Source organism: Streptomyces galbus (assembly GCF_005280195.1).
GTDB classification, from domain to species: Bacteria; Actinomycetota; Actinomycetes; order Streptomycetales; family Streptomycetaceae; genus Streptomyces; species Streptomyces galbus.
Genome location: NZ_SZPR01000010.1, coordinates 566243 through 584887, shown reverse-complemented (window position 1 = coordinate 584887; position 18645 = coordinate 566243). Strand labels below are relative to the sequence as shown.

15 protein-coding genes, 1 rRNA gene, 1 pseudogene and 1 riboswitch are annotated in these 18645 nt (G+C 71.1%); of the genes and pseudogenes, 15 read left to right on the top strand and 2 right to left on the bottom strand.

The genetic code is table 11. From position 1 onward, the window contains the following. Positions 1 to 10: 10 nt before the first annotated feature. The 11 genes from rrf to E4U92_RS10970 all read left to right on the top strand — a co-directional run bounded on the left by rrf (position 11) and on the right by E4U92_RS10970 (position 10390). Positions 11 to 127: ribosomal RNA gene (gene rrf / locus E4U92_RS11020) — 5S ribosomal RNA — on the top strand. Positions 128 to 234: 107 nt separating this feature from the next. Then, positions 235 to 843 (top strand): cardiolipin synthase ClsA, encoded by a 609-nt coding sequence (gene clsA, locus E4U92_RS11015; protein WP_137300119.1) that lies wholly within the window; start codon positions 235 to 237, stop codon positions 841 to 843. Positions 844 to 956: 113 nt separating this feature from the next. Then, complete coding sequence (locus E4U92_RS11010; protein WP_067227379.1) at positions 957 to 3452, top strand: mannose-1-phosphate guanyltransferase; 2496 nt, start codon at positions 957 to 959, stop codon at positions 3450 to 3452. A gap of 99 nt (positions 3453 to 3551) precedes the next feature. Next, the gene (locus E4U92_RS11005) at positions 3552 to 4457 is read left to right on the top strand and encodes a DUF881 domain-containing protein (protein ID WP_137300118.1); all 906 of its coding nucleotides are present in this window, start codon (positions 3552 to 3554) and stop codon (positions 4455 to 4457) included. After that, positions 4454 to 4786, top strand: coding sequence for a small basic family protein (locus tag E4U92_RS11000; RefSeq protein WP_029384100.1), 333 nt, complete (start codon positions 4454 to 4456; stop codon positions 4784 to 4786). The genes E4U92_RS11005 and E4U92_RS11000 overlap by 4 nt, the downstream gene beginning before the upstream one ends. A 5-nt stretch (positions 4787 to 4791) precedes the next feature. Next, positions 4792 to 5631: a DUF881 domain-containing protein gene (locus E4U92_RS10995; RefSeq protein WP_137300117.1), complete on the top strand. Its 840-nt coding sequence runs from the start codon at positions 4792 to 4794 to the stop codon at positions 5629 to 5631. Between the two features lie 82 nt (positions 5632 to 5713). After that, a complete protein-coding gene (locus E4U92_RS10990; protein WP_137300116.1) occupies positions 5714 to 6589 on the top strand; it encodes an FHA domain-containing protein in 876 nt (291 codons plus the stop codon). A 44-nt stretch (positions 6590 to 6633) separates the two neighbouring features. Then, positions 6634 to 7374, top strand: coding sequence for a transcriptional regulator FtsR (gene ftsR, locus E4U92_RS10985; protein WP_137300115.1), 741 nt, complete (start codon positions 6634 to 6636; stop codon positions 7372 to 7374). Between the two features lie 102 nt (positions 7375 to 7476). Beyond that, the gene (locus tag E4U92_RS10980) at positions 7477 to 7950 is read left to right on the top strand and encodes a bifunctional nuclease family protein (RefSeq protein ID WP_026253112.1); all 474 of its coding nucleotides are present in this window, start codon (positions 7477 to 7479) and stop codon (positions 7948 to 7950) included. A 279-nt stretch (positions 7951 to 8229) separates the two neighbouring features. Beyond that, entirely contained in the window at positions 8230 to 8874 is a 645-nt protein-coding gene (locus E4U92_RS10975; protein WP_137300114.1) for a MerR family transcriptional regulator, read from the top strand. Positions 8875 to 8974: 100 nt separating this feature from the next. After that, a complete protein-coding gene (locus tag E4U92_RS10970) occupies positions 8975 to 10390 on the top strand; it encodes a DNA polymerase IV (protein ID WP_137300113.1) in 1416 nt (471 codons plus the stop codon). Positions 10391 to 10576: 186 nt separating this feature from the next. Here E4U92_RS10970 and E4U92_RS10965 read toward each other — a convergent pair whose 3' ends face one another. Then, a complete protein-coding gene (locus E4U92_RS10965; RefSeq protein WP_174863783.1) occupies positions 10577 to 10951 on the bottom strand; it encodes a PRC-barrel domain-containing protein in 375 nt (124 codons plus the stop codon). Positions 10952 to 11073: 122 nt separating this feature from the next. Next, a riboswitch (glycine riboswitch) is annotated at positions 11074 to 11168 on the top strand. 176 nt (positions 11169 to 11344) lie between these two features. Between E4U92_RS10965 and gcvP the strand changes: the two genes are divergently transcribed. Continuing rightward, entirely contained in the window at positions 11345 to 14230 is a 2886-nt protein-coding gene (gene gcvP / locus E4U92_RS10960; RefSeq protein ID WP_137300112.1) for an aminomethyl-transferring glycine dehydrogenase, read from the top strand. An 89-nt stretch (positions 14231 to 14319) separates the two neighbouring features. Here gcvP and E4U92_RS10955 read toward each other — a convergent pair. Further along, positions 14320 to 15277, bottom strand: a pseudogene (locus tag E4U92_RS10955) (hypothetical protein). A 193-nt stretch (positions 15278 to 15470) separates the two neighbouring features. On the opposite strand from E4U92_RS10955, the gene E4U92_RS10950 reads away from it, so the two are divergent. From E4U92_RS10950 to E4U92_RS10940, 3 genes are all read left to right on the top strand, one after another. Beyond that, positions 15471 to 16766: an extracellular solute-binding protein gene (locus E4U92_RS10950; RefSeq protein ID WP_137300111.1), complete on the top strand. Its 1296-nt coding sequence runs from the start codon at positions 15471 to 15473 to the stop codon at positions 16764 to 16766. 6 nt (positions 16767 to 16772) lie between these two features. Continuing rightward, the gene (locus tag E4U92_RS10945; RefSeq protein WP_137300110.1) at positions 16773 to 17771 is read left to right on the top strand and encodes a carbohydrate ABC transporter permease; all 999 of its coding nucleotides are present in this window, start codon (positions 16773 to 16775) and stop codon (positions 17769 to 17771) included. 62 nt (positions 17772 to 17833) lie between these two features. Next, entirely contained in the window at positions 17834 to 18598 is a 765-nt protein-coding gene (locus E4U92_RS10940) for a carbohydrate ABC transporter permease (RefSeq protein ID WP_229862471.1), read from the top strand. Positions 18599 to 18645: the final 47 nt, after the last annotated feature.

Genomic DNA, 18645 nt, shown 5'->3' with positions numbered 1-18645 from the left:
TTCATAGTGTTTCGGTGGTCATAGCGTAGGGGAAACGCCCGGTTACATTTCGAACCCGGAAGCTAAGCCTTACAGCGCCGATGGTACTGCAGGGGGGACCCTGTGGGAGAGTAGGACACCGCCGAACTCCTTTTACAGCTCCGGCTCTTGGGCACTGCCCAGGGGCCGGCGCTTTTTTGCGTTGCGGTAAGGTCAGTGAGCATCGTCGGCTCGTTTCCCACTGGAGGCCCCCGGGTGGAGGTCCAGGAGACCCGCGTCCAGACGGACCGGGTCCTCACCATCCCGAACATCCTGAGCATGGCTCGCCTGCTCGGCGTGCCCCTGTTCCTGTGGCTCATTCTGAGGCCCGAGTTCGGCGGCCCCAAGAGCGACGGCTGGGCCCTGCTCGTGCTCGCTCTCAGCGGGATCAGCGACTACCTGGACGGCAAGCTGGCGCGACGCTGGAACCAGATCAGCAGCCTCGGCCGGCTGCTCGACCCGGCCGCCGACCGGCTGTACATCCTCTCCACGCTGGTCGGTCTCACCTGGCGGGAGATCCTGCCGCTCTGGCTGACCGCCGTCCTGCTGGCGCGGGAGCTGGTCCTGCTGGTGATGGTGGGCATCCTCCGGCGCCACGGCTATCCGCCGCCCCAGGTGAACTTCCTCGGGAAGGCGGCCACGTTCAACCTGATGTACGCGTTCCCGTTGCTGCTGCTCAGTGACGGAAGCGGATGGATCTCGTCACTCGCAGCTATTTTCGGATGGGCGTTCGCCGGATGGGGTACAACCCTCTATTGGTGGGCAGGAGTGCTGTATGTGGTGCAGGTCCGCCGCCTTGTCCGCGCGGACGCCATGGCCGACTGATCCCGCAGCGTAGCGGTGTGCAATCGCTCGAGAAGCCCGCGGCGTGAAAGTGCGGGACAATCTTGACGGGTGAAGTCGGCTCACCGTCGTCTCTGTAGGAGGACGCTTCCGACATGAAGGCCGTCGTGATGGCCGGAGGCGAAGGCACGCGCCTTCGCCCTATGACCTCGAGCATGCCCAAGCCGCTCCTGCCGGTGGCCAACCGGCCGATCATGGAGCACGTTCTGCGGCTGCTCAAAAGGCATGGGCTCAACGAGACCGTTGTCACTGTCCAGTTCCTGGCCTCGCTGGTCAAGAACTACTTCGGTGACGGCGAAGAGCTCGGGATGGAGCTCACGTATGCCAACGAGGAGAAGCCACTCGGTACCGCCGGAAGCGTCAAGAACGCCGAGGAGGCGTTGAAGGACGATGCCTTCCTCGTCATCTCCGGCGATGCCCTGACGGACTTCGACCTCACCGAGCTGATCAACTTCCACAAGGAAAAGGGCGCCCTCGTCACCGTCTGCCTGACGCGCGTGCCCAACCCCCTGGAATTCGGCATCACCATCGTCGACGAAGAGGGCAAGGTCGAGCGCTTCCTGGAGAAGCCGACCTGGGGCCAGGTGTTCTCGGACACCGTGAACACCGGCATCTACGTGATGGAGCCCGAGGTCTTCGACTACGTCGAGGCCGATGTGCCCGTCGACTGGTCCGGCGACGTCTTCCCTCAGCTGATGAAGGAGGGCAAGCCGATCTACGGCTATGTCGCCGAGGGCTACTGGGAGGACGTCGGCACCCACGAGAGCTACGTGAAGGCCCAGGCCGACGTGCTCGAGGGCAAGGTCGACGTCGAGCTCGACGGGTTCGAGATCTCGCCCGGGGTGTGGGTGGCCGAAGGTGCCGAGGTGCACCCGGACGCCGTGCTCCGCGGCCCGCTCTACATCGGTGACTACGCCAAGGTGGAGGCCGGCGCCGAGATCCGCGAGCACAGCGTCGTGGGCTCGAACGTGGTCGTCAAGAGCGGGGCCTTCCTGCACAAGTCCGTCGTCCACGACAACGTGTACGTCGGACCGCACAGCAACCTCCGCGGCTGTGTGGTGGGCAAGAACACCGACATCATGCGGGCCGCCCGGATCGAGGACGGCGCCGTCATCGGTGACGAGTGCCTGATCGGTGAAGAATCGATCGTGCAGGGCAACGTCCGCGTCTACCCGTTCAAGACCATCGAGGCCGGCGCGTTCGTCAACACTTCGGTGATCTGGGAGTCGCGCGGCCAGGCGAACCTCTTCGGCGCCCGTGGCGTCTCCGGCATCCTGAACGTCGAGATCACGCCCGAGCTCGCCGTACGCCTCGCCGGCGCCTACGCGACGACCCTGAAGAAGGGCGCGACGGTCACCACGGCCCGCGACCACTCCCGCGGTGCCCGTGCCCTCAAGCGGGCGGTCATCTCCGCGCTGCAGGCCAGCGCCATCGACGTACGCGACCTGGAGAACGTGCCGCTGCCCGTGGCGCGGCAGCAGACCGCGCGCGGCAGCGCCGGCGGCATCATGATCCGGACGTCGCCCGGGGTGCCCGACTCCGTGGACATCATGTTCTTCGACTCCCAGGGCGCCGACCTCTCCCAGGGCAGCCAGCGCAAGCTCGACCGGGTGTTCGCGCGCCAGGAGTACCGCCGTGCGTTCCCGGGCGAGATCGGTGACCTGCACTTCCCGTCCAGCGTCTTCGATTCGTACACCGGGTCGCTGCTGCGCAACGTCGACACGACCGGGATCTCCGAGTCCGGGCTGAAGGTCGTCGTGGACGCCTCGAACGGCAGCGCCGGACTGGTCCTGCCGAGCCTGCTCGGCAAGCTGGGCGTCGACTCCCTGACCATCAACCCCGGTCTGGACGAGTCGCGTCCGACGGAGACCGCCGAGATGCGCCGCAAGGGCCTCGTGCGGCTCGGGGAGATCGTGGCGTCCTCGCAGGCGGCGTTCGGCGTGCGGTTCGACCCCGTGGGCGAGCGGCTGTCGCTCGTCGACGAGAAGGGCCGGATCATCGAGGACGACCGTGCCCTGCTGGTGCTGCTCGACCTGGTGGCCGCCGAGCGGCGCAGCGGGCGGGTCGCGCTGCCGGTGACGACCACCCGGATCGCCGAGCAGGTCGCCGCGTACCACGGGACGCAGGTGGAGTGGACGACCACGTCGCCCGACGACCTGACCCGGGTCGGCGCGGACGAGTCGACCATCTTCGGCGGTGACGGCAAGGGCGGCTTCATCGTCCCCGAGTTCAGCAGCGTCTTCGACGGCACGGCCGCGTTCGTGCGGCTCATCGGCCTGGTGGCGCGTACGCAGCTCACGCTCAGCCAGATCGACGCGCGGATCCCGCGGGCGCACGTCCTCAAGCGGGACCTGGCGACGCCGTGGGCCGTCAAGGGCCTGGTCATGCGCCGGGTCGTCGAGGAGGCCGGCGACCGGTTCGTCGACACCACCGACGGCGTACGCGTGGTGGAGGCCGACGGCCGCTGGGTGATGGTGCTGCCCGACCCGGCCGAGGCGGTCACGCACCTGTGGGCCGAGGGCCCCGACGACGCCTCCGCGCAGGCCCTGCTCGACGAGTGGGCGGCGGTCGTGGACAGCGCCGGGCGCTGACGGACCGCCGTACGCACGCGTGCCGGACAAGTGTCCCCAAGGGGGCCTGTCCGGCACGCGGGTGGGCCCGTTCGGAGGTACCGGTCGCGACGTGCGACGATGTGCGGCATGCCGCAGCAGCCCCCCGTTCGGAGCACACCCGCGCGTCCGGCGCGCCCGGACGCGTCCATGTCGCTGCTCACCAACGTCATGGACCACAGCCTCGACGACGGCTACGCCGAGGCGGCCGCCCGCAAGCAGGGCGGCGGTGGCATGCCCAAGACCCTGCGGGCGAAGCTGGGTCTCGCCGCCGGCCTGGTGCTGGCGGCGCTCGTCGTGACCGTCGGCGCGGCCCAGGCGCGCGTCGCCGCGCCGGTCGTCGCCAAGGAGCGCGAGGAACTGATCGACCGCATCGACCGCGAGACCGAGGCGGCCGACAAGCTCGAGGCGTCCGTCGACAAGCTCCGCGACGACGTGAGCGCCCGCCAGCGCGCGGCCCTGGAGAAGAGCGGCGGCAGTGGCCGCGGTGACCTGGTGGGCGTCCTGTCCGGCGCCGTCGCCGTGCACGGCCCGGGTGTGAAGCTCGTCGTGGACGACGCCAAGGAAGCCAGCAGCGGCGGCAACGGCGATCCCCGCGAGACCGCCGACTTCTCCGACACCGGGCGCGTGCGCGACCGCGACATGCAGCGCGTGGTCAACGGCCTGTGGGAGTCGGGCGCCGAGGCGGTCTCGATCAACGGACAGCGGCTGACGTCCCTGTCGGCGATCCGGGCGGCGGGCGACGCCATACTGGTCGACAACAAGCCGCTGGTGCCGCCGTACACGGTGCTCGCGGTGGGGGACGGGAAGAACCTCAGCACCCGGTTCCAGGACAGCGCCGACGGCCTGTACCTGGACGCGCTGCGGGAGAACTTCGGCATCCGGACCGCGATCTCCGTGGAGGACGACGTCCGGCTGCCCGCGGCCCCGAGTGTGATCGTACGAACAGCACAGCCGAGCACTGAGACGGAGAAGGGCACATCGTGATCGCCGTACTGGGCCTGGTCCTCGGAGTCGTGGCCGGACTGTTGGTCCGGCCCGAGGTTCCGGCGGCCGTCGAGCCGTATCTGCCCATCGCCGTCGTGGCGGCGCTGGACGCCGTCTTCGGCGGTCTGCGGGCCATGCTGGACGGCATCTTCGACGACAAGGTCTTCGTGGTGTCGTTCCTGTCGAACGTCGTCGTGGCCGCGCTGATCGTGTTCCTGGGCGACAAGTTGGGCGTGGGGGCCCAGCTGTCCACGGGCGTGGTCGTGGTGCTGGGCATCCGCATCTTCTCCAACGCCGCGGCGATCCGCCGGCACGTGTTCCGGGCGTGACGCCGATGAGCGACCAGGACAGGACGCCCGAGAACCCGCTGCGCAGGGAACTGCCCGAGGAGGTGCCCGCGGCGCCCGCCGGGCCGCAGGCGCCGCAGGCGGCCGGCCGGGAGCAGGACCGGCTGACCGGGCGGCAGCGGCTGGTGAAGGGCCTGTGGCCGCTGCGGGCGAGCCGCGCCCAACTCATCGTGGCGGTGCTGCTGTTCGGCCTCGGGTTCGGTCTGGCGGTGCAGGTCGCGTCGAACAGCGACAGCGACAGCGCGCTGCGCGGCGCCCGCCAGGAGGATCTCGTGCGCATCCTCGATGAACTCGACGACCGCAGTCAGCGTCTTGGTGACGAGAAGCAGGGACTCGAGAAGCAGCAGCAGGAGCTGGAGAACAGCTCCGACCAGGCCGAGGAGGCCCGCCGGCAGACGGTCGAGAAGGAACGGCAACTCGGCATCCTGGCGGGCACGGTGGCGGCCCAGGGTCCCGGCATCACGATGACCATCGAGGACACGAAGGGGACGGTCGAGGCGGACATGCTGCTCGACGCGATCCAGGAGCTGCGCGCGGCCGGGGCGGAGGCGATCCAGGTCAACGGCGTGCGGGTGGTCGCCAATACGTACCTGACGGACACCGGCAAGAGCGTGAGCGTCGACGGGAACAAGATCAACGCGCCGTATCGTTTCAAGGTCATCGGCAAGCCGCAGGACCTCGAGCCGGCGCTCAACATCCCCGGAGGCGTGGTGCAGACCCTGGAGAAGGAGCAGGCCACCGTTACGGTGGAGCGGTCGGACAAGATCGTCGTGGACGCCTTGCGAGCAGCGAAGCAGCCTGACTACGCTCGGTCGTCCTCCCCGTGAACCGGGGGTGCATGGGGGACGTCCGGCAAGGGCATGAGGCTGCGGGGGGTCGGCGCACCGATCCGGTGGTGCGTGGTGGAAACTGTCTGGTGGATACGGACGTTGTGAAGGTGTCCGGGTCGACCGGTGTGTTCAGTCAGGGTTCGTCCTGCCCCACGGGCGGGTCTGTTTCGGTCAAGGGGAATCGCCCGTGAAGTTGTTTGCGAAGTTGTTCGGCAAGAGCGCGCGAGAGGGCAGCGACAACGCGACCGCCCGCCATCGCGCACAGCCCGACGCGGAGGGCCAGCGGCCGCTGTTCCGGGACCAGGTGGCTGGTCCGGGTGACATTTCCCATGGTCAGGGCGCGCCGTCTGTTGACCCTGCACAGTCCGGCGGCATAGGTTTCGGACAACCGTCAACCTCAAGTACGGGTGGAGGGTTTTCCCCTATGTCGGCCCTGGTGTGCACGAGGTGCGGTAACCGCAACGCGGAGAACAGCCGCTTCTGCTCCAACTGCGGTGCCCCGCTGCGGGCGGGGGCCGAGCGCCCGTCGGAGACGACGTCCACCATCTCGATCTCCGGTCTCGAGGCCTACGACGCCGAGGCCACCGGCCAGACGCAGCTGCCCGCCCTGTCGCCCGAGGCGCAGGCCGCGGTGGACGCGCTGCCGCTGGGCTCCGCGCTGCTGGTCGTGCGACGCGGGCCGAACTCGGGCAGCCGCTTCCTGCTGGACGGCGACCTGACGACGGCCGGGCGTCACCCGCAGAGCGACATCTTCCTGGACGACGTGACGGTCTCGCGCCGCCACGTGGAGTTCCGCCGCAGCCCGGACGGGACGTTCACGGTCGCCGACGTCGGCAGCCTGAACGGCACGTACGTCAACCGCGAGCGGATCGACCAGGTCGCCCTGTCGAACGGGGACGAGGTGCAGATCGGCAAGTACCGGCTGGTCTTCTACGCGAGCCAGCGAGGCTACTGACCCTCCCCGGACTCCGGTCCGGGGGACACCCCTGGGGAAGGTCCATGCTGCGAACACCGAGGGGCGGTGCCGGGTACGGCACCGCCGCCGCGGACACCGGGCTGATGAGCATCGGCACGGTGCTGAACGCGCTGCGCGACGAGTTCCCCGAGGTCACCATCTCCAAGATCCGGTTCCTGGAGTCCGAGGGCCTGGTCGAGCCGCGGCGGACCCCGTCGGGGTACCGCAAGTTCAGCGCCGAGGACGTCGAGCGGCTGGCCCAGGTGCTGCGGATGCAGCGGGACCACTACCTGCCGCTCAAGGTCATCCGCGAGCACCTGGACGCCATGGAGCGCGGGGAGGTCGGCCCGCTGCCGAAGCTCGGCCGGCAGCGTGACGGCGAGACGGCCCCCGCCGAGCCGTCCGAGGCGCCCACCGCCGCCCGGATCGGACGGGCCGAGCTGCTGGCGGCCGCCGGCATCGACGAGGCGGAGCTGACCGAGTGGGAGTCGTACGGCCTGGTCGTCCCGCTGGAGGACGGCGTCTACGACGCGGAGGCGGCCACCGTGGCCTCCCTGATCGCCGAGCTGGGGCGGTTCGGCATCGAACCGAGGCACCTGCGGGTGATGAAGGCGGCGGCCGACCGTGAGGCCGGTCTGGTGGACCAGGTGGTCTCCCCGCTCCGGCGGCACCGCAACCCGCAGACCCGGGCCCACGCCGAGGCCCGCACCAAGGAACTGGCCGGTCTGACGGTCAGGCTGCACGCCGCGCTGGTGCAGACGGCGCTCGGCGTACGGCTGCCCTGACGGCCGGAAAGTGCCCCGCCGGCACCGTTCGCCCTGGGCGGATCGGCCGGCCGATCCCGGCCCGACTACCCAAACGTCTCGGACACGGCCTAGGGTTGCTGTGTGAACGAGCTCGATGTCGTAGGTGTCCGGGTCGAGATGCCCTCCAACCAACCGATCGTGCTCCTGCGTGAAGTGGGAGGCGACCGCTACCTCCCCATCTGGATCGGACCGGGGGAGGCGACGGCGATCGCCTTCGCCCAGCAGGGCATGGCTCCCGCACGGCCGCTGACCCACGACCTGTTCAAGGACGTGCTGGAGGCGGTGGGCCAGGAGCTAACCGAAGTGCGCATCACGGATCTGCGGGAGGGCGTCTTCTACGCGGAGCTGGTCTTCGCCAGCGGCGTCGAGGTGAGCGCCCGCCCGTCCGACGCCATAGCGCTGGCCCTGCGCACCGGGACGCCGATCTACGGCAGCGACACGGTGCTCGACGACGCCGGTATCGCCATCCCGGACGAGCAGGAGGACGAGGTGGAGAAGTTCCGCGAGTTCCTCGACCAGATCTCGCCCGAGGACTTCGGCACCAGCAGCCAGTAGCCGCGGGAGGCGCGCACCAGGGCCGGGCGGCCTGCAGCACGCCGCCGGGCCGGTCGTCGGGCGCGCGGAGCGCTCACGTGGGGTTTCGGTATATGCCGTCGGCCAGGGGGAGCGTCATACGGCTCGTCCCCGAGCGCATTCGGCTAGCCTTTCCCCGCGGTGGGGTACGGGAAACCACTCTCAGGGTGATTATCACTCGGCGTGCCGAGTGTGGCGATCGTTGACGCACCCCTGGTGACTGCCTACCGTCGAGACGGCAGTTCAAGGACGGAGGTCGGCGTGAGAAGCAGCGGCGACGGTACGGCTGGGGGTGCCCCCGGACGCGGAGTCGGGGGAAGCGGTCCGTATGCGCTCCACGGCGGCGCGGCCGATCACGCTCCGCAACGACCGACGGCCGTGCCGAGCGGCGGAGGGGCGACGTCCATGGCGTCCGAGGAGATCGGCTACCGCGGTCCGACGGCCTGCGCGGCCGCCGGCATCACCTACCGCCAACTGGACTACTGGGCCCGCACCGGCCTCGTCGAACCGAGCGTGCGGCCCGCGTACGGCTCCGGGACCCAGCGCCTGTACAGCTTCCGGGACGTCGTCGTCCTGAAGATCGTCAAGCGCTTCCTGGACACGGGCGTCTCCCTGCAGAACATCCGCACGGCCGTGCAGCACCTCAGGGAACGCGGTTTCCGCGACCTGGAGCGCATGACGCTGATGAGCGACGGCGCCACCGTCTACGAGTGCACCTCGCCCGACGAGGTCCACGCCCTGCTCCAGGGCGGCCAGGGCATCTTCGGCATCGCCGTGGGCGTGGTGTGGCGGGATGTCGAGAGCGCCCTGTCGCAGCTTCACGGCGAGCGCGTGGACACCGGCGAGACCCTCGTCGGGCACAACCCGGCCGACGAGCTGGCGCGCAGGCGCAACCGGGCGGTCTGAAGCACCGTACAGCCGCCTACGCGGAGACGGCCGGGCGTGCCCGCGGGTGGCGCGGGGTCGCTGACTGCCGTTGTCAGTGGTGTGGTGCAGCATCAGAGGTGTGCGGAACGCGCCCACCATCCTGCATCTCGACATGGATGCCTTCTTCGCCCAGGCGGAGCAGGCGTCCAAGCCGAGCCTGCGCGGCAAGGCGGTGGTCGTGGGCGGCCTCGGGCCCCGCGGCGTCGTGGCCACCGCCTCCTACGAGGCACGGGTCTTCGGGGTGCACTCGGCGATGCCCATGGCCCAGGCGCGCCGCCTCGCCCCCAACGCCGCCTACCTCACCCCCCGCTTCACCTTCTACCGGGCGATCAGCGACCAGGTCATGGCGTTGCTGCGGGCGCTGTCGCCGCTGGTGGAGCCGCTGAGCCTGGACGAGGCGTTCGTCGACCTGGAGGCCGGGGGAGCGGCCTGGGACGCCGAGTCGGCGCGGCTGGCCGGGGCCCGGCTGCGCGCCGACATCCGGGCGGTCACCGGGCTCACCGGGTCGGTCGGGCTGGCCGCCTCCAAGATGCTCGCCAAGATCGCCTCCGAGCAGGCCAAGCCGAACGGCCTGGTGCTGATCGAGCCGGGGACCGAGCGGGCGCTCCTCGGGCCGCTGTCGGTGCGGACGCTGCCGGGTGTGGGCCCGGCGACGGGCGACCACCTGCGCCGGGCCGGGATCACCACGATCGACGAGATCGTGGAGGCCGGCGAGGACGAGCTGGTGCGGCTGCTCGGCAAGGCCCACGGGCACGGCCTGTACGCCATGGCGCTGGCGCGTGACGAGCGGCCCGTGGTGGCCGAGCGGGAGACCAAGTCCGTCTCGGTCGAGGACACCTACGACGTGGACATCCACGACCGGCTCCGGGTGGGCCTGGAGGTGCAGCGGCTCGCCGACCGGTGCGTGCGGCGGCTGCGCGGCGCCGGGCTGTCGGGGCGGACGATCGTGCTCAAGGTGCGCCGGTACGACTTCTCCACCCTGACCCGTTCGGAGACCCTGCGCGGGCCCACGGACGACCCGGCCGTGGTGCGGGAGGCGGCGGCCCGGCTGCTGGACTCGGTGGACACCACCGGCGGGGTGCGGCTGCTCGGGGTCGGCGTCTCCGGACTGGCCGACTACACACAGGAGGACCTGTTCGCGCAGGCCGCGGGCGAGCACGCCGAGGCGCCCGAGGAGGAGACGGCGGCACCGGAGCAGCCCCGGCCGGCCGAGCCGGCTCCCGCCGAGCACTCCTGGCGGCCCGGCCACGACGTACGGCACGCCTCGCTCGGGCACGGGTGGGTGCAGGGCAGCGGGCTGGGCCGGGTCACCGTGCGGTTCGAGACACCGGACTCGGAGCCCGGGCGGGTACGGACGTTCCGCGTCGACGATCCCGACCTGGAACCGGCCGACCCCCTGCCGCTGGTGCCGGTCCGGCCGTCCGACGCGGGCGGGCCGGACGGCGGGGCCGGGCCGGAGCAGAAGGGGGTGGGGAGCGGGGCGGTGGGGGGCTGAGCGGGGCGCGGGGAGGCGGGCCGGAGCTCCGGTCGAGGGCGGAGGGCCGGTCCGGGCGGACCGCCGCGAAAGGTGCCGGAGGGCCGGTCGACGGTGGCTCGGGATGCGGTCGGCATCGGTCGACGGTGGCTCGGGGCGCGGTCGGTGTCGGCCGGCGGCCGGGTGGGGGCGCTGTCGTGCGGCCTCTCAGACCTCGTCCGGGTTGCTCGCCAGGCGGCCGAAGTCGTGGTCCGGCGGCAGGGGCGTGGCGGCCACGTCGAGGCCGTAGTGGTGGTAGAGCTGCAGTTCCTGCTCGGGGGAGAGGTGGCGGCCCACGCCGAAGTCCGGGGCCTCCTTGATCAGGGCCCGGTCGAAGGGGACCCGCAGGGCGCCGTCGACCAGCTCGCTGGGCTCCAGCGGGACGAACGCGTCCCGGGAGAACAGACCGGTCCGTATGGCCGCCCACTCCGGCACGCCCGTCGCGTCGTCGAGGTAGACCTCGTCGATGGTGCCGATCTTGGTGCCGTTGCGGTCGAACGCCTTGCGGCCGATCAGGTGGCGCGGATCGATGTCGGTCTGCACGGTCCCTCCATATGGTCGCAATGGGCGCACCTCGTCCGTCAGCACTACGAAAGAGCACATTCGCCCCGGCGGCCACTCGAAGGCCACGGCGTTGACCTCGCTGGTACGCTGACAGCGGCTGCTGACCCCGTGCGGGAGAGTCCTCCGAGCTCCATGGAGGCGCCGAAGGAGCAAATCCTCCCCGGAATCTCTCAGGCCCACGTACCGCACGGACGAGGTCACTCTGGAAAGCAGGGCGGGTGTCGACGGCGTCCGCTCTCACCGACGGTGAAAGCCGGACGCCCCCGGGCCGTCCGGTGAAGCTCTCAGGTTGAGATGACAGAGGGGGAGGCCGTCGGGGCACCCGTGCCGTGGTGTCCCTCGAAGGTCGCGTCAGACCAGGAGGCCTCCGCAATGACCGCCCACCGCATACCGCTCTCCGAGCTCGAAGAGGGCATCCCCTTCGAGCAGCGCCACATCGGGCCCGACCAGGAGGCGCGGGCCAAGATGCTCGCGCAGGTCGGGTACGGCTCGCTCGACGAGCTGACCGCCGCCGCGGTGCCGGATGTGATCAAGAACGCCGACGCCCTGGACCTGCCCGGCGCGCGCAGCGAGGCCGAGGTGCTGGCCGAGCTGCGCTCCCTCGCCGACCGCAACCAGGTGCTCGGTTCGATGATCGGGCTCGGCTACCACGGCACGTTCACGCCGCCCGTCATCCTGCGCAACGTCATGGAGAACCCGGCCTGGTACACGGCGTACACGCCCTACCAGCCGGAGATCTCCCAGGGCCGCCTGGAGGCGCTGCTCAACTTCCAGACCATGGTCGCCGAGCTGACCGGGCTGCCGACCTCCGGTGCCTCGCTGCTCGACGAGAGCACCGCCGCCGCCGAGGCGATGGCCCTGTCCCGGCGCATGGGCAAGAACAAGAAGGGCCTGTTCCTGGTCGACGCGGACGCGCTGCCCCAGACCGTCGCCGTGATCCGCACCCGGGCCGAACCGACCGGTGTCGAGGTGGTCGTCGCCGACCTCGCCGAGGGCATCCCGGCCGAGGTCGCCGGCCGCGAGATCAACGGCGTGCTGATCCAGTACCCGGGTGCCTCCGGTGCCGTGCGCGACATCCGGCCCGTGATCGAGCAGGCCCACGAGCTGGGCGCGGTCGTCACGGTCGCCGCCGACCTGCTGGCGCTGACCCTGCTGACGTCGCCCGGTGAGCTGGGCGCCGACATCGCGGTGGGCACGACGCAGCGGTTCGGTGTGCCGATGGGCTTCGGCGGGCCGCACGCCGGCTACATGGCCGTCCAGGAGAAGTTCGCGCGGAGCCTGCCCGGGCGGCTCGTCGGGGTGTCCGTGGACGCGGACGGGCACCGCGCCTACCGGCTCGCGCTGCAGACCCGTGAGCAGCACATCCGGCGCGAGAAGGCCACCAGCAACATCTGCACCGCGCAGGTCCTGCTGGCCGTCATGGCCGGCATGTACGCCGTCTACCACGGCCCCGACGGGCTGCGGGCGATCGCGCGGCGCACCCACCGGTACGCCTCGATCCTGGCCGCCGGGCTGACCGCGGGCGGCGTCGAGGTCGTGCACGGCGCCTACTTCGACACGGTGACCGCGCGGGTGCCCGGCAGGGCCGCCGAGGTCGTGGCCGCCGCCCGCGACAACGGGGTCAACCTGCGGCTCGTCGACACCGACCACGTGTCGGCCGCCTGCGACGAGACCACCACGCGCGCGCAGCTCGCCGCGGTCTGGGACGCCTTCGGTGTCCAGGGCGACGTCGAGGCGCTGGACGCGTCCGCCGGGGACGTGCTGCCCGAGGGGCTGCTGCGGTCCGACGACTACCTGACCCACCCGGTGTTCCACCAGCACCGCTCCGAGACGGCGATGCTGCGCTACCTGCGCCGGCTCGCCGACCGGGACTACGCGCTCGACCGCGGCATGATCCCGCTGGGCTCCTGCACCATGAAGCTCAACGCGACCACCGAGATGGAGCCGGTCACCTGGCCGGAGTTCGGGCAGCTTCACCCGTTCGCGCCCGCCGAGCAGGCCGAGGGCTACCTCACGCTGATCCGTGAGCTGGAGGAGCGGCTCGCCGAGGTCACCGGGTACGACAAGGTCTCCCTCCAGCCCAACGCCGGGTCGCAGGGCGAGCTGGCCGGTCTGCTGGCCGTGCGCGGCTACCACCGCGCCAACGGCGACGAGGGCCGCACCGTCTGCCTCATCCCGTCCTCGGCGCACGGCACCAACGCCGCCAGCGCCGTCATGGCCGGCATGAAGGTCGTCGTCGTGAAGACCGCCGAGGACGGCGAGATCGACGTCGAGGACCTGCGGGCCAAGATCGAGCAGCACCGCGAGCAGCTCGCCGTGCTGATGATCACCTACCCGTCGACGCACGGCGTGTTCGAGGAGCACGTCGCCGACATCTGCGCGCAGGTGCACGAGGCGGGCGGCCAGGTGTACGTCGACGGCGCCAACCTCAACGCGCTGGTCGGCCTCGCCAAGCCGGGCCACTTCGGCGGCGACGTCTCCCACCTGAACCTGCACAAGACGTTCTGCATCCCGCACGGCGGCGGCGGTCCCGGCGTCGGCCCCGTGGCCGTGCGGTCGCACCTGGCGCCGTACCTGCCGAACCACCCGCTGCAGCCGGCCGCCGGGCCGGAGACGGGTGTCGGGCCGATCTCGGCCGCACCGTGGGGTTCCGCGGGCATCCTGCCGATCTCCTGGGCCTACGTGCGCCTCATGGGCAGCGAGGGGCTCAAGCGGGCCACGCAGGTGGCCGTGCTGTCCGCGAACTACGTCGCCAAGCGCCTGGAGCCGCACTACCCCGTGCTCTACACCGGCCCCGGCGGGCTGGTCGCCCACGAGTGCATCATCGACCTGCGGCCGATCACCAAGGCCACCGGCGTGAGCGTGGACGACGTGGCCAAGCGGCTCATCGACTACGGTTTCCACGCGCCGACGATGTCCTTCCCGGTGGCCGGCACGCTGATGATCGAGCCGACCGAGTCGGAGGACCTCGCCGAGCTGGACCGCTTCTGCGACGCGATGATCGCCATCCGCGCCGAGATCGAGAAGGTCGGCGCGGGCGACTGGCCGGCCGAGGACAACCCGCTGCGGGGCGCGCCGCACACCGCCGCCGCGCTCGGCGGGGCGTGGGAGCACGCGTACACGCGCGAGGAGGCCGTGTTCCCGGGCGGGGTGTCCGCCGCCGACAAGTACTGGCCGCCGGTGCGCCGCATCGACCAGGCGTACGGCGACCGGAACCTGGTCTGCTCCTGCCCGCCGCTGGACGCGTACGACGACTGATCCGGCGGGCGGGCGGGGCGCTGCGCGCCGGGCCCCCTCGACGGCGCACCGAGGGCTCCCCACCGGCCGGTGGGGAGCCCTCGGGCGTGTCAGCCCGTGTGCACGCGCGGCCGGTGGGCCGGGTCCGGTTCCGCCTCGCGCAGCACCGCACGGGTGACCGGGGCGACCTCGCCCTGGCCGAAGAGGAAGAAGCGCAGGAAGCTGGTGAACGGGCTGCCCTCGGTCCACTCGAAGTAGATGTGCGGCGTGCAGCCGGTGGTGTCGCGCACGTGCAGGAGCAGGGCCGCCAGGGCGTTCGGGATGGAGGAGGACTCCAGGGTCAGGACGCGGTAGCGGCCGTGCAGGACCTCGCCGCGCACCCCCAGCCGGCCCTCGAACTCGGACGGGTCGGTGACCGTGACCTCGGCGAAGACGACAGCGCGTGGGACCAGTCGGTGACGACGTGACCGGCGGTGACCACGTGCCAGAAGCCGGCGGCCACGACCACCGCGTTGAGGCAGAGGTAGGTGGCGAACAGGGCGACGGCGACGCCGACCGCCTCCAGGAAGCCCTTGAGGAACACCGCGCCGAGCAGGGCCACCAGCAGTCGGGTGATGAGCATCCGCCGGCCGTGCAGGGCGTCGGTCAGGTGCGGGTTCTCCACCAGGTGGGTCGAGGCGCCCGCCGCGGACAGGGTGATGGTGATCAGGAAGTCGGTGGCGGCGAAGCCCAGCAGGGTCAGGACGAACAGCTTGCCCTTCCAGAAGGTGAGCAGCCGCTCCAGCATGGCGATCGAGCCCTCGCCGCGCGGTGATTCCTCGGCGACCCGGCGGTAGACCGGCAGGGCGCCCGGGAGGGTCACGATCACCAGGACGACGGTCGCGACGGGGAGAGCAGGCCGGCCGCGAGGGCGGCGATGCCCGGCTGGTAGCCGAGGGTGGAGACGTAGTCGACGCCCGTCAGGCACATGACGCGGTACCAGGACTGACCGCGGTGCGGGGGCTCCGGCGTGGCGTGCGGTCCCGTGACGCTCTGGCCCTTGCCCATGTCGGACAGTCCCTCCAGCATCCAGGACCGCAGACGACTGGGGCGTGTACGTGATGTTCGAGGGGCTGAACGAATGTTTCGCCGCGGTCGGTGGCGCGGCTGTCCGGTCGCAGATTCACCGTGTCCCAAGGGTTGTCACCCCTCGGAATGCGTCTCTAGGGTGCGGCAGCAGCGAAGATTTCTGGATGACGACCGAAACTTTCGAGGAGCACCCATGGGTGACCCGGCACTGTCCCGCCGCGCCTTCCTGGCGGCCTCCGCCGCCGCCGGCGTCAGCATGACGGCGCTGAGCGCCTGCGGCGGCGACTCGGACGGCGGGTCGTCGTCCGGGACGACCACCGTCGAGTGGTGGAACATCGCCACCACCCAGCCCACCAAGGACGTCTGGGCCGGCCTCGCCCGGCAGTTCGAGGCGCGGAACCCCCGCATCAAGGTCAAGATCGTCCAGCTGGAGAACGACGCGTACAAGTCGAAGATGACCGCACTGACCGCCTCGGGCAAGCTCCCCGACATCTTCCACACGTGGGGCGGCGGGGTGCTCAGACAGCAGGTCGAGGCCGGACTCGTCGAGGACCTCGGAGACCGGACCGCGCCGTGGTCCGAGGGCCTGCTGAAGGTCGCCAAGGAGCCGTACCTGATCGACGACAAGGTCTACGGCATCCCGTTCGACATCGGCATGATCGGCTTCTGGTACAACAAGGCCCTCTTCCGGCGGGCCGGGATCGCCGCGCCGCCCACCACGTGGAGCGGGTTCCTCGACGCGGTCCGGAAGCTGAAGGCCGCCGGCGTCACGCCCATCGCGCTGGCCGGCAAGGAGAAGTGGCCCGGCATGTACTACTGGGCCTACCTGGCCATGCGCACCGCGGGCGCCGACGCGCTCGAGAAGGCCAACGACGCCAAGGACTTCACCGGCGACGGCTTCGTCCAGGCCGGGCAGCACCTCCAGGAACTGGTGGACCTGCGGCCCTTCCAGAAGGGCTTCCTCGGTGCCGCCTACTCCACGCCCACCGGCCAGGCGGCCAGCGTCGGCAACGGCAGGGCCGCCATGGAACTCATGGGCCAGTGGGCCCCGGTGGTGGAGGCCGACGCCGGCAAGGGCCTCGGCGCCGACCTGGGCTTCTTCCCCTTCCCCGCGGTCGAGGGCGGCAAGGGGTCCATCACGGAGGTGTTCGGCGGGGGCGGCGGACACGCCCTGCGCAAGGGCGCCCCGCAGGCGGCGGTGGAGTTCCTGAAGTTCTTCGCCTCCGCCGCCACCGACACCACCCTCGTCAGGAAGACCGGCGCCCTGCCCGTCGTCCCGTCCGCCGAGAGAGCCCTGACCGACCCCAACCTCAAGGCGGTGCAGGCCCAGTTGAAGGCCGCCACCGGCTTCCAGCTCTACCTCGACCAGGCGTACGCGCCCGCCGTCGGCCAGGAGGTCAACGACAGCGTCGCCGCCCTCGTCGCGGGCTCCAAGTCGCCCCGGCAGGTGGCCGAGTCGATCACCCGGGCCGCGAAGGAAGAGCAGTAGCAGGCGATGGCCTCCACCTACCTCCCCGAGGAGCGCAGCGGCGTCGGCCTCGCCGCCCCGGCCCCGGCCGCCGGACGGCCCCCGGGGCGGGCGCGGCGGCGCGCGGCGCACCACCTCACCGCGTACGGCCTCCAGGTGCCCGCCCTGGTGCTGTTCGGCACCCTGGTGCTGCTGCCGCTGCTGTTCGCGCTGTACGCGTCGTTCTTCCGCTGGGGCGGCTTCGGCATGCCCGAGGACGCCGTCGGCGGCGACAACTTCACCCGGCTGTTCCAGGACCCGGTGTTCCTGGGCGACCTGTGGCGCTGTCTGGTCCTCGTGCTGCTGTCGCTCGGCCTGCAGTTGCCGTTCGCGCTGGCGCTGGCGGTCGCGCTCGACCAGCGGCTGCGCGGCCGGGCCGTCTACCGCATGCTGTTCTTCGCGCCGTACGTCCTGTCCGAGGCGATCACCGGCGTGCTGTTCGGCATGCTCTTCGCGCCCGGTGACGGGCTCGCCGACCACCTCCTCGGCGCGGTCGGGCTGGACGGCCCGGCCGGGAAGTGGTTCTCCGACCCGTCCACCGTCATGGCCACCCTGTTCCTCGTCATGATGTGGAAGTACTTCGGCTTCCACATGATGCTCTACTTGGCCGGACTCCAGTCCGTCCCGGCCGAGTTGACCGAGGCCGCGCTGATCGACGGGGCCGGGCCCTGGCAGCGCTTCCGCCACGTCACCCTGCCGCTGCTCGCGCCCACCTTGCGCATCAGCGTCTTCCTGTCGGTCATCGGTTCCGTCCAGCTCTTCGACCTGGTGTGGGTGATCACCGCGGGCGGACCCGACCACCACTCCGAGACGATGGCCGTGACGATGTTCCAGTACGGCTTCAAGCGCTACCAGGTCGGCTACGCCAGCGCGATCAGCGTGGTCATGTTCGGCATCAGCCTCGTCTTCGCCCTCGCCTACCAGCGGTTCGTGCTCCGCCGCGACCTGGCGGGCGCCACCACGACCATGCGAGGAGGCGGCGCGTGAAGGCCCCCCGGACGTCGAGGACCCTGTCGCTGCACGCCCTCCTGGTGGTGGTCGGCGCGGTGATGGCCGTACCGCTGCTGTACGCGGTGCTGTCCGGCTTCAAGTCGACCGACCAGCTCTCCCGCAACCCCGTCGGCCTGCCCGACCCGTGGGTCACCTCCAACTACACCGACATCCTCGGCTCCGGCGGCTTCTGGCGGCTGGTCGGCAGCAGCACCTTCATCGCCGTCGGGACGACGGTGCTGGCCGTCGCGGTGTCCGCGCTCGCGGCGTTCTCCTTCGCCCGGTTCGCCTTCCGCGGACGGGAGGTGCTGTTCACCCTGTTCACGATCGGCCTGATGTTCCCCTTCGCCGTGGCGGCCCTGCCGCTGTTCCTGCTGCTGCGCTCGATGGGCCTGCTGGACAACCCCCTCGGGGTGATCCTGCCGCAGGCCGCGTTCGCACTGCCGATGACCATCGTCATCCTGCGCGGCTTCTTCCGGGAGATCCCGGCCGAGCTGGAGGAGGCGGCCACCCTCGACGGCTGCGGCCCGCTCGGCTTCTTCTGGCGGGTGCTGCTGCCCATGGCCCGTCCCGCCCTCGGCACCGTCTCGGTGCTCGCCGTGGTGGCCAGCTGGAACAACTTCCTCCTGCCGCTGCTGGTGTTCACCGACGACACCTGGTGGACCGTCCCGATCGGCGTCCAGCAGTTCCAGGGCCAGTACTCCTCGGACACCGCCCGGGTGTTCGCCTACCTGGTCCTCGCCATGGTCCCGGCCCTGGCCTTCTACTCGGTCGCCGAGCGGCAGCTCGTCGGCGGCCTCACCGCCGGCGCCACCAAGGGATGACCCGCGCCCGCGGACGTTCGGCCCCTGCCCGCACCCCGTCGTGAGGA